At 63.1% G+C, this 26,704-nt stretch carries 28 protein-coding genes; 20 read left to right on the top strand and 8 right to left on the bottom strand.

The window, feature by feature from the left end:
• The first annotated feature begins 5 nt into the window (after positions 1-5).
• Both BM400_RS11250 and BM400_RS11245 read left to right on the top strand, forming a co-directional pair.
• A complete protein-coding gene (locus BM400_RS11250) occupies positions 6-398 on the top strand; it encodes a hypothetical protein (RefSeq protein WP_089839253.1) in 393 nt (130 codons plus the stop codon).
• 26 nt (positions 399-424) lie between these two features.
• A complete protein-coding gene (locus tag BM400_RS11245; RefSeq protein WP_089839252.1) occupies positions 425-1,099 on the top strand; it encodes a LolA family protein in 675 nt (224 codons plus the stop codon).
• On the opposite strand, the gene BM400_RS11240 is transcribed toward BM400_RS11245, so the two are convergent.
• Positions 1,096-1,707 carry an HD domain-containing protein gene (locus BM400_RS11240; RefSeq protein WP_089839251.1) on the bottom strand — a complete coding sequence of 204 codons (612 nt, stop codon included), beginning with the start codon at positions 1,705-1,707 and terminating at the stop codon, positions 1,096-1,098. The two genes, BM400_RS11245 and BM400_RS11240, sit on opposite strands and share 4 nt — an antisense overlap.
• Positions 1,708-1,911: 204 nt before the next feature.
• Between BM400_RS11240 and BM400_RS11235 the strand changes: the two genes are divergently transcribed.
• The 5 genes from BM400_RS11235 (at position 1,912) to pruA (ending at position 7,061) form a co-directional block, all read left to right on the top strand.
• The gene (locus BM400_RS11235; protein ID WP_089839250.1) at positions 1,912-2,445 is read left to right on the top strand and encodes a helix-turn-helix domain-containing protein; all 534 of its coding nucleotides are present in this window, start codon (positions 1,912-1,914) and stop codon (positions 2,443-2,445) included.
• Between the two features lie 147 nt (positions 2,446-2,592).
• A complete protein-coding gene (gene uppS, locus BM400_RS11230) occupies positions 2,593-3,528 on the top strand; it encodes a polyprenyl diphosphate synthase (RefSeq protein WP_089839249.1) in 936 nt (311 codons plus the stop codon).
• A 144-nt stretch (positions 3,529-3,672) separates the two neighbouring features.
• Entirely contained in the window at positions 3,673-4,341 is a 669-nt protein-coding gene (locus BM400_RS11225; RefSeq protein ID WP_089839248.1) for a DUF4136 domain-containing protein, read from the top strand.
• A gap of 156 nt (positions 4,342-4,497) precedes the next feature.
• Positions 4,498-5,343 (top strand): phosphatidate cytidylyltransferase, encoded by an 846-nt coding sequence (locus BM400_RS11220; RefSeq protein WP_089839247.1) that lies wholly within the window; start codon positions 4,498-4,500, stop codon positions 5,341-5,343.
• A gap of 170 nt (positions 5,344-5,513) precedes the next feature.
• A complete protein-coding gene (gene pruA / locus BM400_RS11215) occupies positions 5,514-7,061 on the top strand; it encodes an L-glutamate gamma-semialdehyde dehydrogenase (RefSeq protein ID WP_089839246.1) in 1,548 nt (515 codons plus the stop codon).
• Between the two features lie 120 nt (positions 7,062-7,181).
• On the opposite strand, the gene BM400_RS11210 is transcribed toward pruA, so the two are convergent.
• Positions 7,182-7,838, bottom strand: a complete 657-nt coding sequence (locus tag BM400_RS11210) for a response regulator transcription factor (protein ID WP_089841777.1) — start codon at positions 7,836-7,838, stop codon at positions 7,182-7,184.
• A 232-nt stretch (positions 7,839-8,070) separates the two neighbouring features.
• Here BM400_RS11210 and BM400_RS11205 point away from each other — a divergent pair, with 232 nt between their 5' ends.
• A complete protein-coding gene (locus BM400_RS11205; RefSeq protein WP_089839245.1) occupies positions 8,071-9,717 on the top strand; it encodes an NAD(P)/FAD-dependent oxidoreductase in 1,647 nt (548 codons plus the stop codon).
• A gap of 3 nt (positions 9,718-9,720) precedes the next feature.
• The gene (locus BM400_RS11200) at positions 9,721-11,169 is read left to right on the top strand and encodes an ATP-binding protein (protein ID WP_089839244.1); all 1,449 of its coding nucleotides are present in this window, start codon (positions 9,721-9,723) and stop codon (positions 11,167-11,169) included.
• 74 nt (positions 11,170-11,243) lie between these two features.
• On the opposite strand, the gene BM400_RS11195 is transcribed toward BM400_RS11200, so the two are convergent.
• Positions 11,244-12,032 (bottom strand): hypothetical protein, encoded by a 789-nt coding sequence (locus BM400_RS11195; RefSeq protein WP_089839243.1) that lies wholly within the window; start codon positions 12,030-12,032, stop codon positions 11,244-11,246.
• A gap of 58 nt (positions 12,033-12,090) precedes the next feature.
• Positions 12,091-13,248, bottom strand: a complete 1,158-nt coding sequence (locus tag BM400_RS11190; protein WP_217644106.1) for an alpha/beta hydrolase family protein — start codon at positions 13,246-13,248, stop codon at positions 12,091-12,093.
• 295 nt (positions 13,249-13,543) lie between these two features.
• Between BM400_RS11190 and BM400_RS11185 the strand changes: the two genes are divergently transcribed.
• The 5 genes from BM400_RS11185 (at position 13,544) to BM400_RS11165 (ending at position 16,575) form a co-directional block, all read left to right on the top strand.
• The gene (locus BM400_RS11185) at positions 13,544-13,963 is read left to right on the top strand and encodes a VOC family protein (RefSeq protein ID WP_089839241.1); all 420 of its coding nucleotides are present in this window, start codon (positions 13,544-13,546) and stop codon (positions 13,961-13,963) included.
• 137 nt (positions 13,964-14,100) lie between these two features.
• Positions 14,101-14,733, top strand: coding sequence for a nicotinamidase (locus BM400_RS11180; RefSeq protein ID WP_089839240.1), 633 nt, complete (start codon positions 14,101-14,103; stop codon positions 14,731-14,733).
• On the top strand, positions 14,730-15,068 hold the full coding sequence (locus tag BM400_RS11175; protein WP_089839239.1) for a DUF3592 domain-containing protein: 339 nt from the start codon (positions 14,730-14,732) through the stop codon (positions 15,066-15,068). Before BM400_RS11180 ends, BM400_RS11175 begins: the two co-directional genes overlap by 4 nt.
• A gap of 99 nt (positions 15,069-15,167) precedes the next feature.
• Positions 15,168-15,659, top strand: a complete 492-nt coding sequence (locus BM400_RS11170; protein WP_089839238.1) for a VOC family protein — start codon at positions 15,168-15,170, stop codon at positions 15,657-15,659.
• Between the two features lie 106 nt (positions 15,660-15,765).
• Complete coding sequence (locus BM400_RS11165) at positions 15,766-16,575, top strand: rhamnogalacturonan acetylesterase (protein WP_089839237.1); 810 nt, start codon at positions 15,766-15,768, stop codon at positions 16,573-16,575.
• Here the strand turns inward: BM400_RS11165 and BM400_RS11160 are convergent.
• Positions 16,572-17,219 carry a response regulator transcription factor gene (locus tag BM400_RS11160; RefSeq protein WP_089839236.1) on the bottom strand — a complete coding sequence of 216 codons (648 nt, stop codon included), beginning with the start codon at positions 17,217-17,219 and terminating at the stop codon, positions 16,572-16,574. The genes BM400_RS11165 and BM400_RS11160 overlap by 4 nt on opposite strands.
• Positions 17,216-18,637 (bottom strand): sensor histidine kinase, encoded by a 1,422-nt coding sequence (locus BM400_RS11155; protein WP_141223891.1) that lies wholly within the window; start codon positions 18,635-18,637, stop codon positions 17,216-17,218. The genes BM400_RS11160 and BM400_RS11155 overlap by 4 nt, the downstream gene beginning before the upstream one ends.
• A 185-nt stretch (positions 18,638-18,822) precedes the next feature.
• Between BM400_RS11155 and BM400_RS11150 the strand changes: the two genes are divergently transcribed.
• Both BM400_RS11150 and BM400_RS11145 read left to right on the top strand, forming a co-directional pair.
• Entirely contained in the window at positions 18,823-19,728 is a 906-nt protein-coding gene (locus tag BM400_RS11150) for a bestrophin family protein (RefSeq protein WP_089839234.1), read from the top strand.
• Between the two features lie 29 nt (positions 19,729-19,757).
• Positions 19,758-20,636 (top strand): universal stress protein, encoded by an 879-nt coding sequence (locus tag BM400_RS11145; RefSeq protein WP_089839233.1) that lies wholly within the window; start codon positions 19,758-19,760, stop codon positions 20,634-20,636.
• 93 nt (positions 20,637-20,729) lie between these two features.
• Here the strand turns inward: BM400_RS11145 and BM400_RS11140 are convergent, their stop codons facing one another.
• Positions 20,730-21,005 carry a diguanylate cyclase domain-containing protein gene (locus BM400_RS11140; protein ID WP_175528981.1) on the bottom strand — a complete coding sequence of 92 codons (276 nt, stop codon included), beginning with the start codon at positions 21,003-21,005 and terminating at the stop codon, positions 20,730-20,732.
• The gene (locus BM400_RS21685) at positions 20,995-21,576 is read right to left on the bottom strand and encodes a hypothetical protein (protein WP_141223890.1); all 582 of its coding nucleotides are present in this window, start codon (positions 21,574-21,576) and stop codon (positions 20,995-20,997) included. The genes BM400_RS11140 and BM400_RS21685 overlap by 11 nt, the downstream gene beginning before the upstream one ends.
• A gap of 65 nt (positions 21,577-21,641) precedes the next feature.
• Here BM400_RS21685 and BM400_RS11135 point away from each other — a divergent pair, with 65 nt between their 5' ends.
• The 4 genes from BM400_RS11135 to BM400_RS11120 all read left to right on the top strand — a co-directional run bounded on the left by BM400_RS11135 (position 21,642) and on the right by BM400_RS11120 (position 26,676).
• Complete coding sequence (locus tag BM400_RS11135) at positions 21,642-21,992, top strand: hypothetical protein (protein WP_089839231.1); 351 nt, start codon at positions 21,642-21,644, stop codon at positions 21,990-21,992.
• 83 nt (positions 21,993-22,075) lie between these two features.
• On the top strand, positions 22,076-25,090 hold the full coding sequence (gene secA, locus BM400_RS11130) for a preprotein translocase subunit SecA (protein WP_089839230.1): 3,015 nt from the start codon (positions 22,076-22,078) through the stop codon (positions 25,088-25,090).
• A gap of 79 nt (positions 25,091-25,169) precedes the next feature.
• A complete protein-coding gene (locus BM400_RS11125) occupies positions 25,170-25,496 on the top strand; it encodes a rhodanese-like domain-containing protein (RefSeq protein WP_089839229.1) in 327 nt (108 codons plus the stop codon).
• 52 nt (positions 25,497-25,548) lie between these two features.
• Positions 25,549-26,676, top strand: a complete 1,128-nt coding sequence (locus BM400_RS11120; protein WP_089839228.1) for a GGDEF domain-containing protein — start codon at positions 25,549-25,551, stop codon at positions 26,674-26,676.
• Positions 26,677-26,704 lie beyond the last annotated feature (28 nt).

The following is a 26,704-nucleotide window of genomic DNA, read 5'->3' as shown; positions in this document are numbered from 1 at the left end:
GACAAATGGGCACCCTCAAGCGCTACATCTTCTGGACCTACGACCGCGGCAGCTTCCACTACGACGTGATGGTCACGATCATCCTGATCTTCCTCTTCGTCTCGCCGCACTACATCGACTTCAAGGACAAACCCGTCTACACCGCAGCCCTCCACTCCTCCGAGGTCCTCGTCAAGGAGGCCGGCATCGGCCCCAACGGCTCCAGCCGCTTCCTCTACGAGCTCCGCGCCGACGACGTCGCCAACGTAGCCGACACCATGGAAACCGACCAGGGCCGTCGCAACGCCATCCTCAAGGCCGTCGAACCCATCGCTGGCGAAGTCCGCATCGAGCGCTACGAATCCGTCTACGACACGCATCAAAAGGTAGTAGCCTACCGCGCCTGGATCCTGCGCTAGACGCGTCGAACCTTTTGGGAGCAAACATGACCAAGCACAGCATCATCGCCGCAGCTTTCCTCCTCACGACACCCCTCTTCGCCGCCCCACAGGCCAAGCCCGATCACCTGGCCACCGTCCTCGCCCAGATGGACGCGGCCTCCGCCAGGTTCAAGTCCGCTCAGGCCGACCTCACCCAGGACACCTACGAGCGCGTCGTCAAGGACACCACCACCGACAAGGGCTCCCTCTACTTCGAGCGCAAGGGAACCTCCACCGAGATGGGCCTCCGCCTTGACCCGCCCACCACCCGCTTCGTCGACTTCAAGAACGGCGTCGTCCGCGTCTTCGACCCAGGCCCCAACACCATCACCGAAATCCGCTCTGCGCAGGCCGCCACCTACCTCGCCATCGCCTTCGGAGGCAGCGGCAAGGACCTCGCCAAGACTTGGGACATCACCGACAAGGGCACCGAACAGCTCGACGGCATCTCCGTCGAACACCTCGACCTCGTCTCCAAGGACCCCACCGTCCGCCAGAACTTCTCCCATATCGAGATCTGGGTCGATCCCACCCGCGCCATCTCCATCAAGCAGATCATCTTCTTTCCCGGCGGCAACACCAAGACCTCCCACTACACGCATATCCGCTACAACGAGAAGGTCAACACCGCGCCCTACGCCATCAAAACCAACAAGGAAACCAAGATCGACCGCCGCTAAATCGGAACCCCGGCCAGCCCCAACTCCGCCGCCTTCGCCTGCATGGCCCGAAGGCAGTTCCCGATATGATCTTCCACCGGAATCCCCAGCAGCTCCGCGCCGCCCGTAATGTCCTCGCGCAACACTGCTCGCGCGAAAGCCTTGTCCTTCATCTTCTTTCGCACACCCGCCACTTCCACATCCATGATCGATTTGCTCGGCTTCACCAGAGCACAAGCCGTCAGAAACCCCGACAACTCGTCACACGCAAACAAAGCCTTGTCCAGATGCGAATCCCGCCCCGCGCCGGTATAGTCGGCGTGCGCCAGGATCGCGTGCAGAATCTCTTCCGGCCAGCCCTGCTCTCGCAAGAACTTCACCCCGACATAAGGGTGCTCCTCTAACGACGGATGCCGGTCGTAGTCAAAGTCATGCAGCAGCCCGGCAATCGCGTACTTGTCCACAAACGCATCGAACGGAGCCCCCGAGAGTCCCAGTCGCTCGGCTTCCAGAACCCCATACGCCTCCGTGCAGCAGCTCACCGAAAGCCCATGCTTCACCAACGAAGCCGAAGCCGTCCACTGTTCCAGCAGCGCCTTCGCGCGTTCCCGCGTAAATCCGTCACTCATAAAGCCTCCAGACACAAGTTACTACTTTGGTTCCATCTTCGGGTATTTTAGGTTTTCCTCCTTGTTTCTTCCCTATACCCCCTTGACTCTCCGTGTACCCAGTGTCATTCTTGGCTCATCGGTTCTTCCGTTATCGGACTTTGTCCTTTCGCTTGACGGCCGCTGCGGTGCCTTGCTCTGGCCACCGCCCGCTACACACAACTTATGGCAACCATGATGGCGTCTGTCGAACAGCGGGAGGTTCTCCGTTGTGACCACTGCAGCCTGGTGCAATTTCGCACCGCCAATGCCCTGTGCCGCCGATGCCACAAGAGCATCGTCGTCGAGGTTCCTCCCCCGGCCCCGGCTCCTCTCGCTCTTGTGACGGCAGCACCCGTGTTGGACAACGGCCTCCAGGTGGCGCATGCGGTCCGCGATCTGCGGCACGTACGCAACCTCTCGCAGCGTCAGCTCGCTGCGCGCATGAACGTTCCCCGCACCTATATCTCGAAGATCGAGAACGGCAAAGCCATGCCGACGCTCTCCTCTCTTGATCGCCTCGCGAAGGCGCTCCAGGTGGACATGAGCGCCCTGCTCCGGGATGCCAAAACCCGTCACCAGGAGGAGGCCGCCGTTCTTATGAACGATCCCTTCCTGGCCGAGATCGCCGCCTACACCTCCAAGCTTGACGCCCTCCAGCGCTCGATCTTCCTCAATCACGTCCGCGAGCTCGCCTCCGGACACCGCCGTACCGCATAAGAATCAGGCAAGTAAGGGACGCAGCTCAAGGTCATTCTCCGTGGCCCGGGTTGGCGTCCCTTCTGCTTTTTGTTCTGACGGCTTTCTATCCCTGTTCCCAGCCTCTATCATTGTGTTAGCGTCTATTCGCGAGGTCCTGTGCGCGCCATGAAATCGAACCAGTCACAATTTCAGCCTCCTCGCGTCCACGAGCTCTCCCCCGAGGAGCAGGCGGTTTACGCCCAACTCGACCCCGAGCGCGCGCCCCAGCATGTGGCCATCATCATGGACGGCAACGGCCGCTGGGCCGGCAAGCGCCTCCTCAAGCGCTTCCTCGGACATAAGCAGGGCGCCGAGAGCGTTCAGTACGTCGTTGAGACCGCCTCTCGCATCAACCTGCCCTGGCTCACCCTCTACGCCTTCTCGCTCGAAAACAACCTGCGCCGCCCCAAGTCCGAAGTCAGCTTCCTGATGACTCTCCTCAAGAACTACCTCGTCGGCAACGTAGAGCGCATGAACGCCAACAACGTCCGCATGGCCTACATCGGCCGCATCCACGAGCTTCCCCAGGAGGTCCGCGACACCATGCAGTGGGCGTCTGAGGAGACCGCCCGCAACACCGGCACCACCCTCACCCTGGCCCTCAACTACGGCGCCCGCTCCGAGATCATCGACGCCACCCGCTCCATCCTGAACAACCTCATCGCCGAAGCCCACAAGCGCGGCTGCTCCCTCGAGGACATGCTCCAGGTCGACGGTCTCGATACGCATCTCGAGGAGCATCACATCACCAACAACCTCTACACCGCGCACATGCCCGATCCCGACCTCGTCATCCGCACCTCCGGCGAGCAGCGCATCTCGAACTTCCTCCTCTGGCAGATCGCCTACTCGGAGATCTTCGTCACGGAGCGCCTCTGGCCCGACTTTCGCGGTGTCCACCTCCTCGAAGCCATCGCCAACTACCAGCAGCGCGAGCGCCGCTTCGGCGGTCTCGGCGAAGGAACCGACGAACACCTCGCCGGCCTCCAACCCGCCAGCGAAGTCGCAGAAGAGATCAGCACCCAACTCGACCAGACCGCCTCAACCCTCACCCGCCGCTAGCGTCGCTGCCTTTCTTGTGTGTCTTCCCCGAAGGGAATCTGCGGTTGCCGCTGAACAATCTTTCCTCAGTTACCGCTGCCTGAAACAATCCCCCGAAACTTATTCCCCGCCGCCTTCGTTCTCACAACCAAGGATGGTAGCCGTATGCGCTGTACCTTACGTAATTCGCTGTCTCTCTCCCTTATCCTGCTTCTTGCCGCAACCCCAATCCTCCGCGCTCAGTCTTCCCCGAGCACCCAGGCCCCACTCCCCTCGCAGATCACCTCCGCCCACACCATCTTCCTCTCGAACGCCGGCGCACCCAATCTCTACGACGCCTTCACGGGCGGCCCCAACCGCGCCTACAACACCCTCTACGCCGACCTCAGGCAGTGGAACCACTACCAGTTCGTCCCCACCCCCGCCGAAGCCGATCTCATCCTCGAGATCAGCGCCGTCGCCCCCATCGTCGACGCCTCCGCCCACACCGGCCCCATCTACAATCCGCAGCTCATCCTCCGCCTCCTCGACCCCAAAACCCACGCCGTGCTATGGACCACCACGGCCAACGTCCACGCCAGTGGCCGTCAGAAGAACCGCGACAAGGGCTTCGATGAGTCCGTCGACGTCCTCGTCACCCAGCTCCGCCAGCTCAACGGCGAGGCCCTCACTCCCACCCAGACCGTCGCACTCCAGAAGAATGCGCGCTCCTTCACACCCACCGGCGTCAAGATCTTCCTGATCGCAGGCATCGCCGGCGCGGTAGCCCTCGGAGCCTACGGAGCCTACCGCGTCAGCCACCCTCCCTCCCTCCAACAGCCCACCCTCCCCTAGCCAACCCACCCGGGTGCCCATTCCGGAGGCTTTTATCAGGAGCGGGCACCAAGCGGGCAAGACCGCCTCAGCGCAACTCCCCCCTTATCCTCCCCGCAAAAATCCCGCCGATCCCCACGTGTACCGCCACAGCGATATATCCTGTCCAAAGCCTTCATGACACGAATCCTCACCGCCGTACTTCTCATCGCCGTCGTCTTCGCCCTCATCTTCTTCGGCCAGTTGTGGATGATCACTCTCTTCGCCGCCCTCGTCGCCGAGCTGGCCGCGTTTGAGTACCTCCAACTCGCCTGGACCGGCGGAGCCCGCATCCCCCTCGCCTGGATGCTCATCGGCACGGCCTGCCTCTTCCTCCCCCTCATGCCCTTCTGGCCCCTCGAAGGCCAGCTCCCTCTCCTCAGCGCCCTCGCCATCACCCTCTTCACCTGGACGGCCTTCCGCTCCCCCCTTGCCACGGTCCTTCCCAGTACCGCCCAGGGCCTCTTCGGCCTTCTCTACGTCGCCTTCCCCATGACCCTGGTCCCGGTCCTTTGGAAGCAGGAAGACGGCCCCGCGCTTCTTGTCTTTCTCCTCGTCTGCGTCTGGTCCGGCGACATCTTCGCCCTCTACATCGGCAAGAACTTCGGCAAGGCCCGTCTCGCCCCGCGCCTCAGCCCCAACAAGACCTGGCTAGGCTCTGCCGCCTCCCTCATCGGCTCCCTCGTCTGTGGCCTCGCCGTCGTCTTCGCGTCGGACACACTCGCCCAGCGAGGCATCACGACGATGCACATCACCGAACCCCTCTGGCAGTCCGCCCTGCTCGCCATCCTTATCAACGCCGCCGCCCAGCTCGGCGACCTGCTCGAGTCCGCCATCAAGCGCGGCGTCAACGTCAAGGACTCCGGCACCCTGCTTCCCGGCCACGGAGGCATCCTCGACCGCATCGACGCCCTGCTCCTCGCCGCCCCGGTCCTCTGGTTCGCCCTCCTGCTCAAGGACACCTTCAAACTCGGTGCGTTTTAGAGCGAGTCGTGGCTCTCCCGTCGGTCGAGAACAAAACTCCCTGCCGACCAACGGAAGGCCCGCACGATTTCACAGCGCCACGACCGGGATACGCGTCATGAAGTGACCGACGCCCGCGCAGGCGCCCGTTCCGCAGGACACACGCCTCAAAGCGTAAAATCCAAGGTGACATGAGCATCCCCTTCCAGAACGAGCCTTTCCAGAACTTCGCCCTCCCCGAGACTAAGCAGAAGATGCAGTCCGCCATCGCCGCGGTCGCCTCCCAGCTCGGCCAGACCTACCCCTTCGTCGTCAACGGCGAGACCATCCCCACCACCACCGAGATCGTCTCCACCAACCCGGCGAATCCCAGCCAGGTCATCGGCCGCCACGCCGAGGCTCTGCCCGAGCACGTCGACCACGCCGTCGAGACCGCCCAGGCCGCCTTCGCCTCCTGGTCCAAGGTCCCCTCACCGGAGCGCGTAGCCCTCCTCCGCCGCGCCGCCCAGCTCATCCGCGACCGCCACTTCGAGTTCTGCGCCTGGCTCTCCTGGGAGGTCGGCAAGAACTTCGCCGAGGCCGACGCCGACGTCGGCGAGACCATCGATTTCCTCGAGTTCTACGCCCTCGAAGCCGAAAAGCTCGCTGCTGCCACCACCCCCATCCAGTACCCCGGCGAGACCAACAAGCTCCGCTACATCCCCCTCGGCGTCGGAGCCGTCATCCCGCCCTGGAACTTCCCCCTTGCCATCATGGCCGGCATGACCGCCGCGTCCATCGTCACCGGCAACACGGTCGTCCTCAAGCCCTCCCCCGACGCCCCGACGATCGCCGCCCGCTTCCTCGCTCTGATGCACGAAGCCGGCCTCCCCAAGGGAGTCGTCACCCTCGCCATCGGTGGCCCAGAATTCGGAAGCGCCCTGGTCGAACATAAGAAGGTTCGCTTCATCGCCTTCACCGGCTCCAAGAAGGTCGGCCTCCACATCCACGAGCAGGCCGCCAAAACCCAGCCGGGCCAGCACTTCATCAAGCGCACCATCCTCGAGCTCGGCGGCAAGGATGCGATCCTCGTCGACGCCTCCGCCGACCTCGACGCAGCCGTCGAAGGCGTCGCCGTCTCGGCCTTCGGATTCAGCGGCCAGAAGTGCTCCGCCTGCTCCCGCGCCATCGTCGACGCCAGCATCTACGACGAATTCCTCACCCGCCTCACCGCTCGCGTCAAGACCATCCAGTCCGGCCCGCCGACGGAGAACTTCTACGGCGGCACCGTCATCAACCAGGCCGCACACGACCGCGTCCTCTCCTACATCGAGATCGCTCGCGCCGAAGGCCGCATCCTCACCGGTGGCCATGCCATCGACACCCCGGAAAAGGGCCTTTACATCGCCCCCACCGTCGTAGCCGACATCAAGCCCACATCCCGCATCGCCCAGGAAGAGGTCTTCGGCCCCCTCCTCGCCGTGATCAAATCCACGTCCTTCGACGAGGCCCTCGACATCGTCAACGACACCGAGTACGGCCTCACCGGAGCCATTTACTCCCAGACCCCCGAGCACCTCGAGCGCGCCCGCCACGAGTTCCACGTCGGCAACCTCTACCTCAACCGCAAATGCACCGGCGCGATGGTCGGCGCACACCCCTTCGGCGGCTTCAACATGAGCGGCACCGACTCCAAGGCCGGCGGCCCGGACTACCTTCTCCTCTTCACCCAGGCCAAATCCGTAGCCGAAAAGCTTTAAGGTTCTGCTCTGCTTTTGCTCCTGCCGTAGCCCTTGCTTCCAACCCGGGCATAAAAACGGGAGCCTCGGCCTCACCCAAGGCCAGGCTCCTGTACCGGTTACTGCCTACTCATCCCTGTTTTAGGCCGACTTCCGTGCCAACAAACTCCCCGCCTTCGCCGCAGCCTCCGCCAGAATCCGGTGGTGGATCGTAAACAGTGCCAGTTCCAGCCTGTCCGATACCCCCGTCTTGTCGTAGATACTCCGCAGGTAATTCTTGATCACCTGCTCCTTGGTCCCGAGCTGCATGGCGATCTCTTTGTTCTTGCACCCCTGAACAATCAGCGCGACAATCTGCAGCTCCTTCGGCGTCAGCCTGTCCCTCACCCGGGCCCCGACAACATCCGGAGCCTGCAGCGTCGTCAGCTTCGCTCCATGGACGCACCTCGTCCCGCGGCCCACCTTCCGCACGCAGTCCACCAGGTCCACACCCGCAATCGCCCTCGTCACCATCCCGTCGAGCGCGCGCACCACCTCTTCCTGGATCTCCGCGCCGTTCTCCGTAATCATGATCGCCCGGCTCCCGCAGGACTTCGTCTGCGCCAGCACCGCCATCGCATTCAGCCCCAGGCTCTGCGCAAACAGCACAAGCGCGCCTCGAAACGTCTCCACCGCCGCTGCCAGCTTCGCCCCGTCATCGCACTGCGCGACGATACGCATGTCGTCTTCGAGCGATAGCACCCGCGCAGCCCCCGCCCGAAAGATTGCCTGATTGTCCGCCAGTATGATGCGATTCATCGTCTCCCACCTCCAAATACCTGCAGCGATCCCCTGCTGCCGTCCCACCCCTTATCGACCATCGCCTCTGTAATCCCGTCTCGTGTCTTAAAATCGTACAAGCCGCGCTTCCTGCAACACATACCGTCCCTGACAGCGAGACGACTCCCCGCTAAACTGGGATCAATCAGCCGCAAGCCTAACCTTTCTGCAACGGAACTTCCTTAACCTGTATCAAATACCCGGACGCCAAATGCCAAAGCCGATCCTATTAGCCGTAGACGATGACACCAGCGTTCTCGAAGCCGTCGTCCAGGACCTCCGCCGGAAGTACGGCGAGCACTACCGCATCGTCCGCGCCGCCTCCGGCGCAGCCGCACTCGACATCTGCCGGCAGCTCGTCGACCGCAAAGACACCGTGGCCCTCTTCCTCTCCGACCAGCGCATGCCCGGCATGACCGGCGTCGACTTCCTCCAGCAGGCCATGCCGCTCTTCCCCGAGGCCCGCCGCGTCCTCCTCACGGCCTACGCCGACACCGAGGCCGCCATCCGCGCCATCAACGCGGCCAAGATCCATTACTACCTGAACAAGCCCTGGGATCCGCCCGAGGAAAAGCTTTACCCGGTCCTCGACGACCTCCTCCAGGCCTGGAATCAGGGCTACAAAGCCCCCTACGACGGCATTCAGGTCATCAGCGTCCGCTGGGCCCAGGGCGACCACGTCGTCCGCGACTTCCTCTCGCGCAATCGCATCCCCTTCAAGTGGCTCAACCCGGAGATCAATCCCGAAGCCCTGCCGCTCCTCTGCGAAAAAGGCATCGACGACGCCAAGCTCCCCGTCGTCCTCTTCGGCGACAACACGGCCCTGGTCCAGCCCACCACCACCGAACTCGCGCAGAAGGTGGGCCTCCGCACGCAGGCGCAGGAAGCCTACTACGACGTGGTCATCGTCGGTGCCGGCCCCGCCGGCCTCGCCGCAGGCGTCTACGGAGCCTCAGAAGGCCTCAAGACTCTCCTCATCGACGCCTACGCCCCCGGCGGACAGGCCGGTTCCAGCTCCCGCATCGAGAACTACCTCGGCTTCCCCGAAGGCCTCTCCGGCGACGAACTCGCCAAGCGCTCCTATCTCCAGGCCCAGCGCCTCGGAGTCGAGTTCCTCACCCAGCGCGTCGAGTGCATCCGCTCCGAAAACGGCTATCACCTCGTCAAGATGTCCGACGGCATCGAGATCAACTGCCGCGTCGTCATCCTCTCCACCGGCGTCGACTACTGCAAGCTCGACATTCCCGGCGAAACCCAGTTCTCCGGCGCCGGCCTCTTCTACGGAGCAGCCCTCACCGAGGCCATGGGCTGCGCCAACGAGACCGTCTACATCATCGGCGGAGCCAACTCCGCCGGTCAGGCCGCCATGCACTTCTCCCGCCACGCCGCCCAGGTCCATATGATCGTCCGCGGGCCCAGCCTCGAGCGAAGCATGAGCAAGTACCTCATCGATCAGATCGCCTCGCGCCCCAACATCACCGTCGAGGCCAACACCCAGGTCAAGGCCCTCGCCGGCAACGGCCACCTGGAATGCATCACCCTCGAAGGGCCCCAGGGAATCGAAAATCGCCCCGCCACCAGCCTCTTCATCTTCATCGGAGCGGCTCCCAAGACCCAGTGGCTTCCCAAGGGCATCGCGACCGACTCCAAGGGCTTCATCCTCGCCGGTCCCGATCTCAAGGCACACGCCAGGGAGACCTGGAAGCTCGACCGCGATCCCTACCTCCTCGAAACTAGCATCCCCGGTATCTTCACCGCCGGGGACGTCCGCTTCGGATCCGTCAAACGTTGCGCCTCGGCCGTCGGCGAGGGCTCCATTGCCATTCAGTTCGTTCACCAATACCTGGCGACCCTATAACCCATGAACCCAACCACCCTCCCAACCGCCCCGTTCGACCGCGCGACCCTGCTCAGCCTTCTCCACGAGGTGCCGATCCTCGCCTCGCTCTCCGAAGAAGATCTCCACTGCCTCGACGACGTCGAGCAGATCCACCTCGCGGCCGGCACCCTCTTCGAACGACAGGGAGAAGCCGCCCGTTACTTCTACGTCGTCCTCACCGGCTCCATCCGCATCTTCTTCCATAAGCCCGATGGAGCCGAAGTCACCGCCGTCACCCTCCCGGCCGGGAACGCTATCGGCGAACTCCCCCTCCTCGCCGGCATCCAGAACCCCACCAGCATGGAAACCGTAGAGCCCTCGCTTCTGCTCCGCTTCAGCGAAGATGAGTTCTGGTCCCTCATGACCACCTGCCCCATGGTCCGCAAGGCCATCCTCGGCAACATGGCCTTCCGCCTGCAGAGGTTCCAGAGCCACACCCTCCAGCAGGAAAAGATGGCCTCCCTCGGCACCCTCGCCGCCGGCCTCATGCACGAACTCAACAACCCCGGTGCCGCCGCCCGCCGCGCAGCCTCCCAGCTTCGAGAAAACCTTCTCCGGCTCCATGAGCTCGCCGCCAAGTTCACCTACCTCGATCTCAGCCACTCCCAGAAGCAGTGCCTGATCGACCTCCAGACCCAGGCCCTCGCCGTCAAAGCCCCCATCCAGCTCAACTCCCTCGAACAAAGCGACGCCGAAGAGGCCCTCGCCGAGTGGATGGAAAACGCCAACATCGCAAACGCCTGGAAGCTCGCTCCCACCCTCGTCTCCATCGGCTTCCATCCCGGCGAGCTCGATTGTGCGCGCTCCTCCTTCACCGGCGAAATCTTCTCCGACGCTCTCTCCTGGCTCGAAGCCCTCGTCTCCAGCATGCAGCTCGTCGGCACCATCGAGGAGTCCATCGGCCGCGTCTCCACCCTCGTCGCCGCCGTCAAAAGCTACGCCTACGAGGGCAAGGGACAGCGCCAGACCCTCAACGTCAACGAGAGCATCTACGCCACGCTCGTCATCCTCGGCCATAAAATCCGCGAAAAACAGCTCATCCTCGAAAAGAAGCTCGATCAGGATCTTCCTCCGCTCGAAAGCTCCTGCTCCGGCCTCAATCAGGTCTGGACCAACATCCTCGACAACGCCATCGATGCCCTTCCCGAGCAGGGCCACATCCGCCTCAAGACCTGGTCCGAGAAACACGCCACCGGTACCGTCGATCTCTGCATCACCATCGAAGACGACGGCCCCGGCATCCCCCTGGACAGCCAGCCCCACATCTTCGACCCCTTCTACACCACCAAACCGGTAGGCGTAGGCACCGGTCTAGGCCTCGGCATCGCCCACCGCATCGTCGAGCAGTACGGTGGCACCATCCGCTTCACCTCCGGCCCCGGCTCCACCATCTTCTACGTTCGCCTCCCCGCCAAACCGCCTACCCCTTAGGACATATCGCCCGCACAGAGAGGGAAAAGCAGCGCTGGTGCCTCGCCCTCCCTGGAGCGCAGGCCAGTCCGGCGTCAGCGCTTCACGCCAAAACCCACCAGGGCGATCCCTCCCGTGACCATGGAGCCGTAAGGCCGGCTTGGACCCACACCTCCTCCGGCCTGCACCGAGCCCGTCCATTGCCCTCCAAAGGCCTTCTTCAAGCCTCGTCCATAGCTCAACGTCACCGTCGAAGACATCGCGTTGCGGTGCGCTTCATCCACCCTCAGATTCACGTCACCGTTGATCCACCATTGCAGGCTCCGTCCGCTGTAGACGCTGTAGAGATCGAGATCCGTACGATTCACGCGCGAACGGCCAGCCCACCCACCGGCTGATACCTGTTGCTGCACGAACTGTGCCAGCAGAAACCGCGGCCCCCAGAAGCGCGCATAGGCGACGCTGGGCGTCAGGCTCAAATCACCGGAGCCCGCGTCCTTGTCCTGCGCAGTGGGCAACCTGAGCGTACCCGTCAGCAGCACTCCCTGCCGTGGCCTGACGTAGGGAATCCACTGCGACTTCAGTGCCGCATCGCCCAACACCATCCCCCGATGGCCAGTCGCCTCCGCGAAAGGAACCGAGACGCCGATGCTCATGGAGGCATGGCGCAACGGCTCCACGTACCCCAGAGACGTCGTCAGGCTATTGCCACCGTACTTCCGGTCCCACTCCTGACCGAGGGAGACGGTACGGAACAGAAACGTGGGATTCTTCGCCGCAGCGGGTTGTTCCGCGACAGAAACATTCATGGCGCGCGGGTGCGACTGCGCAAGGGCAGGCACGCTGGCGGCCAGCAGAACCCCTAAGAGAAAACGAACTTTCATGATGGATCCAGGCGTAGAAAGGCGCCCGCCTCTACACAGAAGCGGGCGCCTCGTTCCGTTATTTGCCGAGCTTGCTGTCGAACCACGCCTTCCACAGCGGAGCGGACGTCGCGTACGTGCCTCGGTGCGTCGTCTTTTCCGTGGAGATCGCTTCGACCTGCATATTGCCGCTCCCCATGGCACGCTGGTAGTTCATCGCAAGTTGCCCAATGCCGATCGCAATCGCCTCGTCCGTCTCGCCATAGTAGTTATGCACCGGGCTCTTGATGACCCAGCGATAAGCCTGCGTCTGCGCGGACAAACGTCCAAAAGCGGAGGCGGCGAAGTACTGCGGGTTGAAGTACTCGGGACGGATCAGCGCATGAAGGTCCGTCGGAACCTCCTTCGGATCCACGTGCTGACGCTCGTACAGGCGACGCGCCACATCGTAGTACTGGTCGTTGATCAAGGCGCGTGCCAGGCCCGGTTCGTTGTAATAATTCTCGAACGAGAACGAAGTCAGCATGAAGATCGTCGTCAGCCAGCTCGCATCGAACGGCCGCGGATAATCCAGCACACCGCTGAAGGTCGCATACCCGTCGACCGGCGCACTCGCCGTTGCCGCCGCATCGACCGGCACACCGGCACTCTCCAGTTTTTCCAGAAAAGCCATGGTGACGAAGCCACCCTGCGACCAGCCCCCCAGAAACAACTTGCTTGTGCCAATCTTCATCTGCGCCAGGACAGCGCGGCTTGCCATCAGCATGTCGAAGGTAGCCTGTTGATGGCTTGCCTTCACCAGGTAGCCCTCCGGCTCCTTCGAGACACCCATCCCGAAGTAATCGGCGCCAATCACGACGTATCCCTGCCCGGCGAACTGCGCCAGCATCAACTCCGTCTCAGCGGACTCCTCCGGGTAAGAGGGCACCTCATGCTTGCCGTACACCGTTCCATGTTGATAAGAAACCATGGGGAAACTGCTGCCGCCGGTCTCCGGAATCGCCAGCAACCCGGAAGCAACGATCGGCTTGTTGTTCAACTCCGGAACAACAGAGTTGTACTGAATGCGGTACATCTTCACGGCATTACTAGCCGGGGTATAGGTAACGTTCACGCCAAAGAACTTCGGAGTTTCGACCGTAAGCACTTCGTTGAGCTTCTTGACATCGAGACGGCCGATGTACTGGTAGCTCACCCCAGACGTCACCTGCACCACAGGGCTTTCCTGAGCGCGCAACGAAGGCAAGAAGGGGAAAGAAGCAGTCAATAAAAACAGAACCGCGGACAAACGCGCAAAACGAATCACTGTTCCTCCCAAAAAGTGCAGTCTTTCGAACGGTTACCATCGCTTTACCGCGGACAGGATCCCCATAAGGCGCCACGCAACGGGCCCAGAGATCCGATCCGCAGCGCAAGAATACAGTCACATCAACAAAGATGTTCAGGCTGAAACAACATCGATATCATACTGCGCTCGCTCGCTTCGTCCGTCAAGCCTCTGCCGGCAACGCATCAGGAGATAAAATCCCCTCATGCCCCTCATGCCCTTCCACATCGCCTTCCCCGTCGACGATCTCGCCGCCGCCCGCGCCTTCTACGGCACCACCCTCGCCTGTCCCGAGGGCCGCAGCTCCGCCGAGTGGATCGACTTCGACTTCTTCGGCCACCAGATCGTCGCGCACCTCTCGCCCAACGCCCCCGGCAAGCCCCACCACAACGGCGTCGACGGCCATGCCGTCCCCGTCCCGCACTTCGGCGTCATCCTCACCATGGAGGACTGGCTCGCCCTCGCCGACCGCGTCCGCTCCGCCGGCATCCCGTTCGTCATCGAGCCCTACATCCGCTTTCAGGGCGAGGTCGGCGAGCAGGCCACCATGTTCTTCTACGACCCCGCCGGCAACGCCCTCGAATTCAAGGCCTTCGCCGACATGTCCCAACTCTTCGCCAAATAGCGCCACCAATCCGGGTCCCCACATCTCGATTCTGAGCTGTGGGGACCCGCCGGGAATCCCCCAATCCCACGCAACTCTTCCTCCGCGGGCACCACGAATCTCCCCGCACTTTTCGGAATCCGTCCTAAAATGATCCCGTGCCCCTTACCCTCAACCCCACCGACGCGTTAGTCGTCATCGACATGCAGCGCGATTTCCTCCCCGGAGGCTCTCTCGCCGTCGCCGGCGGCGACGAGATCATCCCTGCCCTCAACGCCCTGGCTGCAAAGTTCGACCATGTCCTCCTCACCCAGGACTGGCACCCCGCCAACCACATCTCCTTCGCCAGCACCCACGGCAGGCAGCCATTCACCGATACCATCGAAGCCCCTTACGGCACCCAGCACCTCTGGCCCGGCCACTGCATCCAGAACACCCCCGGTGCCGACCTCCACCCGGACCTCGATATCCCCCACGCCGAGCTCATCCTCCGCAAGGGCTTCCGCGAGCAGATCGACAGCTACTCCGCCTTCCTCGAAAACGACGGCACGACCCCCACCGGCCTCGCCGGCTACCTCCGCGAGCGCAACCTCCAGCGCCTCTTCTTCGCAGGTGTAGCCTACGACTTCTGCGTCGGCTTCTCCGCCATCGACGGCCATCGTCTCGGCTTCGAGACCATCGTCCTCGAAGACCTCACCCGCGCGGTCTCCCTCCCCGGCTCCGTGGATCACACCAACGCATGCTTCGCCGAACAGGGCATCCAACGCATCGCATCGAGGGAGATCGCATGAAGCTACCCTGGGACCAGACCGAAGCCACCGTCCTCCAAAGCCGCTACCAGTTCGCTCGCCTCAACACGCTCACCCTCGGCATCCAGACCCAGAAGAAGTTCTGCGTCACCTACACCTTCTCCGTCGATGGCACCGACTACACCGGCACCTTCCAGTCTCCAACGGCCATCCTCCAGAACGAACGCATCCCGGTCCGCTATAACCCCGCCGACCCAGCCGAGAACAACCTCTCCAATCAGCCTCCCGTCCCTGAGATCTCGCTCGTCTTCATCGGTATCGCCCTCCTCTTCCTCATCCCTCTGCTCTGGCTCATCCTCCACCACGGCCACCGCTAAAGAAGATGATGGCAACGCAGTGTTGAATCAGATCCCCAACGGTGGCCTCTGCGAAAGCGAACAATTGCGACCGCCCCCACCCCACATCATCCAAACAGCATGACCATCCCGCCCATTCCTCCTGGCGTCCAGGTAGGCCACATCCATCTCAAGGTCGCCAACCTCCAGCGCGCCCTCGACTTCTACCACGGCGTCCTCGGCTTTGACATCACCACCCGCTTCGGAGACTCCGCAGCCTTCCTCTCCGCCGGCGGCTACCACCATCACATCGGCCTCAACACCTGGGAGTCCCTCGGCGGCCGTCCACCCGCCCCCGGCTCCACCGGCCTCTATCACGCAGCCTTCGTCTACCCCACCCGTGCGTCCCTCGGTCAAGCCCTCCTCCGTCTCATCCAGGCCAGGATCTCCCTCGACGGAGCCTCCGACCACGGCGTAAGCCACGCCCTCTACCTCCGCGACCCCGACCAGAACGGCGTGGAGCTCTACTGGGATCTCCCCCGCGACCAGTGGCCCCAAAACCCAGACGGCTCGCTGAAGATGTACACGCGCGCACTCGACCTGCAAAGCCTCATCGACGAAGCCGAAGCCTGACCCACCACAAACCGGGTGTGCCCCGCATCTCGATTGTGAGATGTGGCTTGTGCGCCTCCGATGCCGCTCAAGCCTACTGAATTCCCTCAGTGATATTCTTCCCACCATGAAACACCTCCTCCTCGCCGCCGCCCTCCTCCTGCTCCCCGCAGCAGCCCTGGCACAAAACACCCCCGACGCCCCACCCCAGACCGCCGTCCCCACCGACGCCCCTCTCAACCCCTCCCTGCCCACCCTCTTCATCGTCGGAGACTCCACCGCCCGCAACAAGCTCGACCTCGGCTGGGGCGATCACTTCGCCCACTTCTTCGACACATCCAGAATCAACATCGCAAACCGCGCCGTAGCCGGTCGCAGCTCCCGCACCTACCTCGTCGAGGGCCGATGGGCCACCACGCTCGCCCAGGTCAAAGCCGGTGACTTCGTCCTCATCCAGATGGGCCACAACGACGGAGCCGGGACCCCCGAGTCCGTCCAGAAAGATCTGAAAGCCCGCTCCAGCCTCAAGGGCCTCGGCAACGAGACCGTCGAAGTCACCCTCCCCGGCAAGCCCACCGAAACCGTCCGGACCTACGGCTCCTACCTCCGCCAGTACATCGCCGAAACCCGGGCCAGGGGAGCCACCCCAATCCTTCTCACCGTCACCATCCGCAATATCTGGAAGGACGGCCATATCGAGCGCGACATGGGCTTCCGCGACTACGAGACCCAGCTCGCCGCCACCGAGCACGTACCCCTCATCGACATGGCCACCTGCGCCGCCGATCGCTTCGAGGCACTCGGCCCCGAAAAGACTGCCCTGCTCTTCCCCATCGACCACACCCACACCAGCCCCGAGGGTGCCGAGATCAATGCCGGCTGCGTAGCCCAAGCCCTGCGCACCGCAAAATCCCCCGTAGCGGCCTACCTCCGCTAAATCAGAGACCGGTACTTCTCCAGCGTCAACAGCACAAGCTGCGACCTCGTCCTCACACCCAGCTTGTTGAAGAGCTGTTGCAGCGAAGACTTCACCGCGCTCTCCGAGGTCTGCTGCTTGTCCGCAATCTCCTTGTTCGACAACCCCTGCAGCAGCGACCGCAGAATAAATCGCTCGCGCTCGGTAAACTGCGGTGCCGCATCCTCCGACGGTTGAGCCGACTTCACAATCGCCTGCAGATACTTCTGGTCGATCAGCACCCGTCCATCCGCCACCTCGCGGATGCTCCGTTGCAGCGCCGTCGGCGAGTCCTGCTTATGAAAGATCCCGCTGATCCCCATCCCGATCAACTGCATCGCATCGCGATCCGGCAGCCCCGCCGTCACAATCAGAATCCGCCCGCCAAACCCGCTCTGCTTCAGCGTCATCGTAAAGTCGACCGCCGTCTGTCCGCCCAGGTCATAGTCCAGGATCAGCACATCCACCGGCTGCGTCTTCAGGATCGCGAGTGCCTCCTCCACATCCCCCGTGTGCCCCACCACTTCAAACTGCGCATCGCTGACCAGCAGCCGCAGCAAACCCTCGCGAAAGAGTTGATGGTCGTCCATCAGAAAGAGCCGTGTCGGTTGCATCGTCGGTGTCATCGCTCTGCAGACATCGTAATGGGTACCGTGATCTCGAAACAGCACCCTTCTTCCGTTGGGATATACCGCAGGTCGCCGTCGAAGCTCTTCACCATCTCCCGCGAGATATAAAGACCCAGCCCCGAGCCCGTCGCGCTCGGCGTAAACGCCTTGAAGAGATGGCTCGCGTCCTCCACACCGGGACCCGCGTCCCGAACCGTCAAGGCCACGAAATCGCCACGCTGCTCCGCCTCCAACCGCAACTCCTTGCGTTCACTCTGCGCCGAGGCCTTCAGCGCATTCTGTGAAAGGTTCAGCAGCACCTGCAACAGGCTGTGCGGATCGGCCTGCAACCGCGGCAGGTCCTCCGGAAGCGTCCACGCCACGGTCCCGCCCGCATCGTTCCAGTCCGGCTCCACGATCACGCTGAACTCCTGCGCAATCTCCGCCAGCGAGATCGTCACCGGCTGCATCTTCTGACGCTTGCTCAGGTCGAACGACGCCAGCCGCCCCAGCGCCTCAATCAGGTTCTTCAACGCGCCGAAATCGAGGTCGTTCTCCAGCTTCAGCCGCCGGTCGAGATTCGACCCCACCACCGCGATCGCCGAACACAGGTTCCTGATCTCGTGCGACACCGCCCCCGCAAGCACCTGGCTATGACTCGCCAACTGCTCGTAGTGCATCCGCTCGCGTTCCCGCACCTCTTCCGAGTTGTCCACCACGATCGCCGCAAGATTCCTTCGCCGCCCCGTCCCATAGATCGAAAACCAGGTCGCCGCCGGAAACGAAGAGTGATCCTTCCGCTTCGCCCACGTCGTCGCCGACGTCCGTACCTGTTCGATCTCCGGGTTCAGATGAAGCGCATTCAGAAAGATCGGGAAATACTCCGCAATCGGCTGATCCACCAGCGAATCGTCCCCCTCAAATCCAAGCATCTGGTGCGCCGCACGGTTCGCGGCACTCACGTTTCCCTCACTCCCGATCGTCAGGATTGCGGCAGGACTGCTCTCCGCCAGCAGACGCAGTTGATCCTCCGCGCGATGCCGAAGCCTCTGCTCGAAGCGTATCCGCAGATACTGCGCCAGCGCCTTCCGCCGGCTCGACGTGATCTGGTTCACCAGCAGCCCGCAGCCCGAATAAGCCACCGTCGCCATCAGAAACCGCAGCCAGTGCTCCAGCTCCGTCACCGGCAGATCGAACTGGCCTCGCGTAAACGCGCACAGCAGCGCAACCAGCGGCACCTGCCACCACACCACAGCCGTCGACGCAAGGATCACCGGAAACAGATACAGAAGCCCCAGCGAATAGTCGAGCTGGAACAGCCACTCCAGCCAGGCCAGTCCGGCGACCATCGCAGCCGCAGCGGTCAGCACCGCCGCCCGGTTGCTCAGCGCCGTACGCGTCCATACCTTCCAGCGAAGTCGATTTCTTGGTCGCACATCTCATTAGACCCCGAAGCCTACCGGCCGGTCACCCACCCCACCGGAAGATGACCGCACCCATCGAAAGATAGCCTCCATCGGCCGCTCTCCACCAGCCATAAGACATCCCCGCCGATAGCTGCTTTTACACCCGATTTCCAGTCATATAGCCCAAGACATTCGAAACACGGAGACTCATCACCATGATCGTAAGCAACGACCTCTCATTCCGAAGAATCTGGCCCCAGGCGTCCCGCCGCCTGCTTGTCCTCCTCATCTTCGACTGCGCCGTCGCAGGCCTCTACTCCGTCACCCACTCCAAGCTGCTCACGCTCGACGGCCTGCCCATCGCTCCCCTCGGCTCCGCCCTTACCATCTTCCTCGCCTTCCGCACCAACGCCGCCTACGGTCGCTGGTGGGAGGCCCGGCAGCTCTGGGGCGCGCTCGTCAACACCTCACGCTCTCTCGCCCGCCAGTTCCTCACCCTCATCGACAACGACGGTGGCCAGGACGGACTCGAGCTCAAACAGCAACTCGTCCGCTACCAGATCTCCTTCGCCCACGCCCTGCGCTGCCACCTCCGCAAGCAGAACCCCTTCCCCGAGCTCAGCTCCTCGCTCAGCCCCGAACAGATCGAAGAGCTCCGCACCTCCTCTAACATACCTGCCGCCATCAACCTCAAGATGGGCGAGCTCCTCCAGCTCACCCGCGAACGTGGCCTCATCGACTCCATCCGATCCGTCGCCATCGATGAAAATCTCACGCAGCTCTCCAACATCCAGGGCGCCTGCGAACGCATCAAGAACACCCCTCTCCCACGTCAGTTCGCTTACCTGCCCCGTATCCTCGTCAACGTCTTCTGCTATCTCGTTCCTCTCGGACTGGTCGCGAATCTCGGCCTCATGACCCCCATCGTCTCGGTCCTCATCAGCTTCAGCTTCATCGCCGCCGACCTCGTCGGAAGCGATATCGAGAACCCCTTCGAGAACACCATCCACGACACCCCCATGACCGCCCTCACGCGGACCATCGAGATCAACCTCCGCGAACACATGAAAGACCCCAAACCGCTGCGTGGCATCCTGTCCGCCGACGGATTCGTCTACTAACCTCCTCACAACCCCCAAGGAGAACCACCATGAACTCCATGACCGACAACATCGTCTTCGCGACGAACTTCTCCGATGCCTGCCACGCCGCCATCCCCGCCGTCACCCGTTGGATCGACTCCCACAAGGCAGATCTCACCCTGCTTCACGTCTACGATCCGTCGAAGATCCTCCGCCGCGACGCCGAGTCGCAGCTCAACTCCTTTTACGCCGAGGCCGACAACTACAGAAACTGCCGCCGTGTCCTCCTCGCCGGAGACCCCTGCGAAAGCATCAAGGACTTCTGCGCCCGCGAGCGCAACGGTCTTCTCTTCATGCCGCCCTCGGACCGCACCGGCCTCCCCCGCCCCTTCCACGTCTCCTCCCGCGCCCGCCTCCTCGAAAGCCTCGACATGCCCATCTGGACCATGGGCAAAGCCACCCTCAGCAACAACGCCGCCGTCGCCGGCAAGAACATCGCCGTCTACCTCCAGGATCTCGATCGCCCCTCGGCCTATATCTCCGCCGCCGCCTCCCACGCCCAGCGCCATGGAGCGACGCTCCATCTCTTCTATATCGTCCCGGAGACGACAGAAGGCACACTCATCACCTCCCTCCACACCGGCGCCCCCCTCGGCATCGAAACCGCCATCGACATGATCGGCGAAATCGCCGCAGGACTGCCCTCCTCGCTCAAGATTCAGATACACGTCCGCATGGGCTCGGAGAGCCGCGAACTCAAGGCACTCCTCCGTGAAAGCGAAGCCGAGCTCCTCATCGTCGGCAGCGGACAGACCATCCATCGCGGCTTCTTCCGCACCACCATCAACTCCACCCTGACAAGCTGCGAGATCCCCATTCTCTGCCTGCCGGAATCCATCCGCCTCCACCCCGGCCGCCGCGACGCCGCACAGGCAATCGCCGCATGACCCGGCAACACCATCAGGGCGTGGAAGAAACCACGCCCTGACAAAGCAAATCCTCACGCAGCAAATCCCAAAGAAACATCTCTCCCGCCCCACTCAAACCGGCAGCCCCTCTGTCAGTCCCTGCGCGACGCACACCCGGTTCCGACCCTCCGCCTTGGCCTCATAGAGAGCCGCGTCCGCCCTCACGATCAGATCGTTCCGGTCCATCCCCGCCTCCGGCAACGTGGTCGCCAGCCCGCAGCTCACCGTCGCCCAGCCATGTTGATACTCCACCCGATGCCCGACCGCCGGACTGCCCGCAACCTCGATCAGCACACGAATCCGTTGCGCCACGCGCAATCCCACCCCGATCGAGCTCTCAGGCAGCACAACGACAAACTCTTCGCCCCCATAGCGGCACCACGATCGCAGGTGGAGTCGCCACCCCAAGCCGAACCGCCAGGAAAGGCAGGAAGGTTCCCGGAAACAGGATCGAATCGGAGATCAGGAAACAGTTGTACAGCAACACGCAGCAGATACCTTCGATCCACATCCGCCGGGAACGCTGTGCGGACGAAGATGCTTCGAACTTCTCTTCAAGAACCGGAGACTGACCGAGCCACCGAAAACGCCCGCCCTCCAGCAAGACAATCTCCTCGTCCAGCGAATCCGGAAGGGAAGAAGACGCAAGAGCAGTTGGACGGAAGGGATCCTCAGCGTTCGAAGTAAGGTCGGAAATAGGGTCAGACATCAGGAGTTCGCCTTTCAGAGGCGGAACATAACTGCTCTGGCCTGAGTATCTCGATGCTTCATCGCCCGTTCCAGGCAGATTTTCATCCAGCGAGCACCTCGGAAATTCATCCCATTGGGAACCAACCCACGGATATTGATTCAGCCAACAAACCGCCGACGCGACATCCTCATGCAGTCCGGAACACGTCGCGCTCCAGCCTCGCGCCATCCAGCCACCGCGCCTGACATCTTTTCGGCTAATTTTCGGCTAAACTGATACCTGAGGAAATCACCATGCTCCGCAGGAGCCAGTCCAGAACACTCATCGCGTCGGCGGTCCTGTTAGCGTGTCTCGCGCTCACCGGCCAGTCCCGCGACCAGATGAGCCGGACCGGCGCCCCCGCGACCCTCGCCAGCCAGGGGAAGTCGAGCTTCAGCCAGAGCATCATCGCACGCGCCCAGCGCATCCTCATCGCGCACGCGGCACGCGGCCAGCACACGCTCCTGACCCTTCAGGCGGCAACCCTATCCGCCGCCTTCATCGACCACGCACCCACCCATCCGGCAGCCGCTCTCCCCATCGAGCACCCCGGCCTCTACGCCAACGACCCCTGGCGACGCACCTCCCGCCCCTTCGCCTCCTGAACCCAGACTCCCTCCCGGTAGAGTCCCCCTCGACATTCTCCGCGCCCATGCGCGCCCGCATACCCCAGTAAGGAAAAATCCAAGTGCTCAACTCCGTTCTCGCCAAAGTCTTCGGCACCAGCAACGAACGCGCCGTCAAGCGCATGCTCCCCACCATTCAGCAGATCAACGCACTCGAGCCCACCCTCACCGGCCTCACCGACGAAGAACTCCGCAACAAGACCGCCGAGTTCCGCGCCCGCATCGCCGACGCCGTCAAGGACATCGATCCCAAAGAGAACCCCGACGAGCTCTACGCCGCCGAAAAGGCCGCACTCGACGCCCTCCTTCCCGAGGCCTTCGCCGTCGTCCGCGAGGCAGGCAAGCGCGCCGTCGGCATGCGTCACTTCGACGTACAACTCATCGGCGGCATGATCCTCCATCAGGGCAAAATCGCCGAAATGAAGACCGGCGAAGGCAAGACCCTCGTCGCCACCCTCCCCTGCTATCTCAACGCCCTCGCCGGCCGCGGCGTCCACGTCGTCACCGTCAACGATTACCTCGCCAAGCGCGACGCTGAGTGGATGGGCAAGATCTACGGCTTCCTCGGCCTCTCGGTCGGCGTCATCGTCCACGACCTCTCCGACCAGCAGCGCCGCGACGCCTACGCCTCCGACATCACCTACGGCACCAACAACGAGTTCGGCTTCGACTACCTCCGCGACAACATGAAGTTCGAGCTCGCCGACCAGGTCCAACGCGGCCAGTACTACTGCATCGTCGACGAAGTCGACTCCATCCTCATCGACGAAGCCCGCACCCCCCTCATCATCTCCGGCCCCACCGACCAGACCACCGACAAATACGCCCGCGTCGACCTCATCATCCCCCAGCTCGAGCTCGGCGAACTCATCGAAACCGTCGAAACCAAAACCTGGTCCGGAGACTTCGTCGTCGACGAAAAGTCCCGGCAGATCACCGTCACCGACGAGGGCTGGGAGAAGATCGAAGGCCTGCTCGGCATCGGTAACATTGCCGACCCCGAAAACTGGGACCTCAAGCACCACGTCGAAGTCGCTATCAAGGCCCACAACCTCTACAAGCGCGACGTCGAATACGTCGTCAAGGACGGCGAAGTCATCATCGTCGACGAGTTCACCGGACGCCTCATGCCCGGCCGCCGCTGGTCCGATGGCCTCCACCAGGCCGTCGAAGCCAAGGAAGGCGTGGCCATCCGCAAGGAAGACCAGACACTCGCCACCATCACCTTCCAGAACTACTTCCGCCTCTACAAGAAGCTCTCCGGCATGACCGGTACCGCCGAGACCGAAGCCGCCGAGTTCGACAGCATCTACAAGCTCGACATCGTCGTCACCCCCACCAACCGCAAGATGCAGCGCATCGAGAACCCCGACGTCGTCTACCGCACCGCGAAGGAGAAGTACTTCGCCCTCGCCGACGAGATCTCCCGTCTCAATGCACTCAAACAGCCCGTCCTCGTCGGCACCACAAGCATCGAAAAGTCCGAGCTCCTCTCCGAGATCCTCAAGCGCAAGGGTGTCCGTCACGTCGTCCTCAACGCCAAGTTCCACGAGAAGGAAGCCGAGATCGTAGCCCAGGCCGGTCGCCTCGGCATGGTCACCATCGCCACCAACATGGCCGGACGCGGTACCGACATTCTCCTCGGCGGCAACGTCGACTTCATGGCCCGCCAGGAGCTCGTCCGCAAAAACCTCGCCCGCGCCGTCTCCGGAGCCGAAGGAGCCATCCAGCCCGTCGCCGGCCCCGGCATGGTCCGCTTCTACTACAACTCACAGGAGTTCGAAACCACCCAGGCGGACTGGGACCGCATCACCGCCCAGCACACCGCATCCGCAAAGGCCGAGCACGACGCCGTCCTCGAAGTCGGGGGCCTCCACATCCTCGGCACCGAACGCCACGAGTCCCGCCGCGTCGACAACCAACTTCGCGGTCGCGCAGGCCGTCAGGGCGACCCCGGTGCCTCCCGCTTCTACCTCTCCCTCGAAGACGACCTCATGCGCATCTTCGCCCGCGAGTGGGTCTCCACCCTCCTCCAGCGCCTCGGCATGGAAGAGGGAGTGCCCATCGAGTCCGGCATGATCTCCCGCCGCATCGAAGCCGCACAGAAGGCCGTCGAGACGCAGAACTTCGAGTCCCGCAAACACATCCTCGAGTACGACGACGTCATGAACAAGCAGCGCGAAGCCGTCTACGGCCTCCGCCGCCAGCTCATGGAAGGCGTCGATCAGAAGCAGCTCATCACCGAGGACTATGTCTCCACCATCCTCTCCAACCTCCTCGACGAGACAGCCCCGGAAAAGGCCCAGCCCGCCGAGTGGAACACCGACGCCCTCTTCACCCAGCTCTACGATCTCTTCGGGGCCCAGTTCAAGGAAGGCCCGGACAAGATCGACGTCGACACCCTCGGCCGACACGACCTCGGCGAGACCATCTTCAACAAGCTCAAGGCCCGCTACGAGATCAAGGAGCAGATCCTCGGCGCGCCCGCCATGCGCTACCACGAGCGCATCGTCATGCTCTCCGTCCTCGACGGTCTCTGGAAGGATCATCTCCTCGCCATGGATCACCTCAAGGAAGGCATCAACCTCCGCGGCTACGCCCAGCAGGACCCCCTCGTCGCCTACAAGAAGGAGTCCTTCGAGATGTTCGAAGGCATGATGCTCCGCTTCCAGGAAGACACCGCCCGCCACCTCTTCCGCATGCAGATCATCGGACCCGACGGCCAGCCCATCGAGACCGCCGAGCAGCTCGCCTTCGCCCAGAACGCCGCCCAGCAGCAGCGCGCGCAACAGACGATGTTCGAGCAGGCCGCCCTCGAAGCGGTCAGCGGCACCCCCACCCCGCCGCCCGCGCCCGTGCCGGTCCCCACCAAGGCCCCGTCGACCACCATCGACGCCCTCGAAAAGGAGTTCCAGCGCAAGAAGCAGCGCGACCTCGATAACGCCCGCGCCGCCGGAGCCTCCGCCACCACCGACGCCGCCACCCAGCGCACCACCGGCCAGAAGGTGGGACGCAACGACCCATGCCCATGCGGCTCCGGCAAGAAGTACAAGAACTGCCACGGTGCCAACGCCTAAATACCGCCACCAAACCGGGTTCCCCACATCTCGCCTCTGAGATGTGGGTGGAACGCCCCAAACTCACCCGGAGAGACACATGCTGAACCCCGAAATCACCCCCAAAGACGCCGCCGCCCTCCTCGCCTCCCCCAACCCGCCCGTCCTCATCGACGTCCGCGAAAAATGGGAGTTCGACACCGCCCACATCGAAAACGCGCTCCTCATGCCCATGGGCGACGTCCCCTCCCGCGCCCATCAGGACCTCGACGAAGACGAACCCATCCTCGTCCTCTGCCATCACGGAGCCCGTTCGCTCAACGTGACCATGTGGCTCCGCCAGCAGGGCTTCTCCCAGGCCCAGTCCATCGCCGGCGGCATCGAGTCCTGGTCCCGCCAGATCGACCCGACCATTCCCCGTTACTAAACAACCCTGCCGATGTGAGCCTATACTGGCATGGCAGGACGGCCCCCTCCCCATGTCGCTCGCTTGGTTCGATCACAGAACGCTGCTCGTCTGTAACGTTCTCGTTGCAATTCTCTTCAGTGTCCTTCTCCTCGGCGTCCGCTGGACCTATCCACGCATGCGCGGAGCCACCGAAGCCGCCATCGCCTTCCTCATCTGCATCCCTGGCGGTATCCTCATGTCCGCCCAGACCCCGACCACTCACCCTATCCTCACCGTCTTCGCCGACTGCTCCATACTGATCTTCTACCTCCTCTGTTACCTCGCGATCGTCCGCTTCCTCATCGTGCCGATGTCCCGCCTCGCCTGGATCGTCACCCTTCTCTCCATCGCCTCCATCGCCTTCTTCACCTTCGTCCACGACAGCGTCATCGCCCGCATGACCACACTCGGCCTCTCCGTCGCCATGCTTCGCCTGCTCACAGGCATCACCCTGCTCCGCTACCCCGTCCAGCGCAGGCTCATGCGCGGATTCGCAGCCTTCATGCTCCTCTCTTCTCTCATCGCCTTCCGCAACAGCTATGCAACAGCCTTACACGGCAAAGCCGCCAGCTTCTACCCGCGCGGTCACGTCGCCAGCGAAATCCTTCTCTTCGCCATCGTCGGCTTCTCGCTCACCGGCGTCTTCTTCCTCGCCCTCTTCGGCGACGAACTCACCGAGATCATCGGCCGCCGCGCCCAGGTCGATCCCCTCACCGGCGTCCTCAACCGACAGGGCATCAACGTCCGCTTCGCCGCCGAGCTCGACCGTGCCACCCGCAACCGGCTACCCCTCTCGATCCTCCTCATCGACATCGACTTCTTCAAGTCCATCAACGACACCCACGGCCACCTCGCCGGAGACAAAGCCCTCGGTCAGGTCACGCTCTGTATCCTGAACGAGATCCGCGCCTACGATCTCCTGGGCCGCTTTGGCGGAGACGAGTTCATGGTGCTTCTCCCCGAAACCAGCTCGATCAAGGCCATCGAAATCGCCGAGCGCATCCGCTCCGCCCCCTCGAAAACCTCACCCATGACCCTCAGCATCGGCGTCGCCGAAGCCATCCTGCACGAACGTCTGGCCACCCTGGTCGACCGCGCCGACGCAGCCCTCTACGACGCCAAGCGCAACGGCCGCAACTGTATCCGCACCAGCCGCTAAACAGCCAGGCCGCACAGACTCCAACCTG

The sequence above is a fragment of the Granulicella pectinivorans genome, from assembly GCF_900114625.1.
Classification (GTDB): Bacteria; Acidobacteriota; Terriglobia; order Terriglobales; family Acidobacteriaceae; genus Edaphobacter; species Edaphobacter pectinivorans.
Note: the sequence above shows the minus strand (reverse complement) of the source record. Positions and strands in the feature narration are given on the sequence as shown.

Coding starts and splice junctions, on each gene's coding strand:
- BM400_RS11240 (WP_089839251.1), bottom strand. CDS start 1,707: ATGAGTGACGGATTTACGCGGGAACGCGCGAAGGCGCTGCTGGAACAG.
- BM400_RS11145 (WP_089839233.1), top strand. CDS start 19,758: ATGAACTCCATGACCGACAACATCGTCTTCGCGACGAACTTCTCCGAT.
- BM400_RS11175 (WP_089839239.1), top strand. CDS start 14,730: ATGAAGCTACCCTGGGACCAGACCGAAGCCACCGTCCTCCAAAGCCGC.
- BM400_RS11170 (WP_089839238.1), top strand. CDS start 15,168: ATGACCATCCCGCCCATTCCTCCTGGCGTCCAGGTAGGCCACATCCAT.
- pruA (WP_089839246.1), top strand. CDS start 5,514: ATGAGCATCCCCTTCCAGAACGAGCCTTTCCAGAACTTCGCCCTCCCC.
- BM400_RS11120 (WP_089839228.1), top strand. CDS start 25,549: ATGTCGCTCGCTTGGTTCGATCACAGAACGCTGCTCGTCTGTAACGTT.
- BM400_RS11195 (WP_089839243.1), bottom strand. CDS start 12,032: ATGAAAGTTCGTTTTCTCTTAGGGGTTCTGCTGGCCGCCAGCGTGCCT.
- BM400_RS11185 (WP_089839241.1), top strand. CDS start 13,544: ATGCCCCTCATGCCCTTCCACATCGCCTTCCCCGTCGACGATCTCGCC.
- BM400_RS11225 (WP_089839248.1), top strand. CDS start 3,673: ATGCGCTGTACCTTACGTAATTCGCTGTCTCTCTCCCTTATCCTGCTT.
- BM400_RS11235 (WP_089839250.1), top strand. CDS start 1,912: ATGGCAACCATGATGGCGTCTGTCGAACAGCGGGAGGTTCTCCGTTGT.
- BM400_RS11220 (WP_089839247.1), top strand. CDS start 4,498: ATGACACGAATCCTCACCGCCGTACTTCTCATCGCCGTCGTCTTCGCC.
- BM400_RS11150 (WP_089839234.1), top strand. CDS start 18,823: ATGATCGTAAGCAACGACCTCTCATTCCGAAGAATCTGGCCCCAGGCG.
- BM400_RS11160 (WP_089839236.1), bottom strand. CDS start 17,219: ATGACACCGACGATGCAACCGACACGGCTCTTTCTGATGGACGACCAT.
- BM400_RS11165 (WP_089839237.1), top strand. CDS start 15,766: ATGAAACACCTCCTCCTCGCCGCCGCCCTCCTCCTGCTCCCCGCAGCA.
- BM400_RS11210 (WP_089841777.1), bottom strand. CDS start 7,838: ATGAATCGCATCATACTGGCGGACAATCAGGCAATCTTTCGGGCGGGG.
- BM400_RS11250 (WP_089839253.1), top strand. CDS start 6: ATGGGCACCCTCAAGCGCTACATCTTCTGGACCTACGACCGCGGCAGC.
- BM400_RS21685 (WP_141223890.1), bottom strand. CDS start 21,576: ATGGCGCGAGGCTGGAGCGCGACGTGTTCCGGACTGCATGAGGATGTC.
- BM400_RS11125 (WP_089839229.1), top strand. CDS start 25,170: ATGCTGAACCCCGAAATCACCCCCAAAGACGCCGCCGCCCTCCTCGCC.
- uppS (WP_089839249.1), top strand. CDS start 2,593: ATGAAATCGAACCAGTCACAATTTCAGCCTCCTCGCGTCCACGAGCTC.
- BM400_RS11245 (WP_089839252.1), top strand. CDS start 425: ATGACCAAGCACAGCATCATCGCCGCAGCTTTCCTCCTCACGACACCC.
- BM400_RS11200 (WP_089839244.1), top strand. CDS start 9,721: ATGAACCCAACCACCCTCCCAACCGCCCCGTTCGACCGCGCGACCCTG.
- BM400_RS11205 (WP_089839245.1), top strand. CDS start 8,071: ATGCCAAAGCCGATCCTATTAGCCGTAGACGATGACACCAGCGTTCTC.
- BM400_RS11135 (WP_089839231.1), top strand. CDS start 21,642: ATGCTCCGCAGGAGCCAGTCCAGAACACTCATCGCGTCGGCGGTCCTG.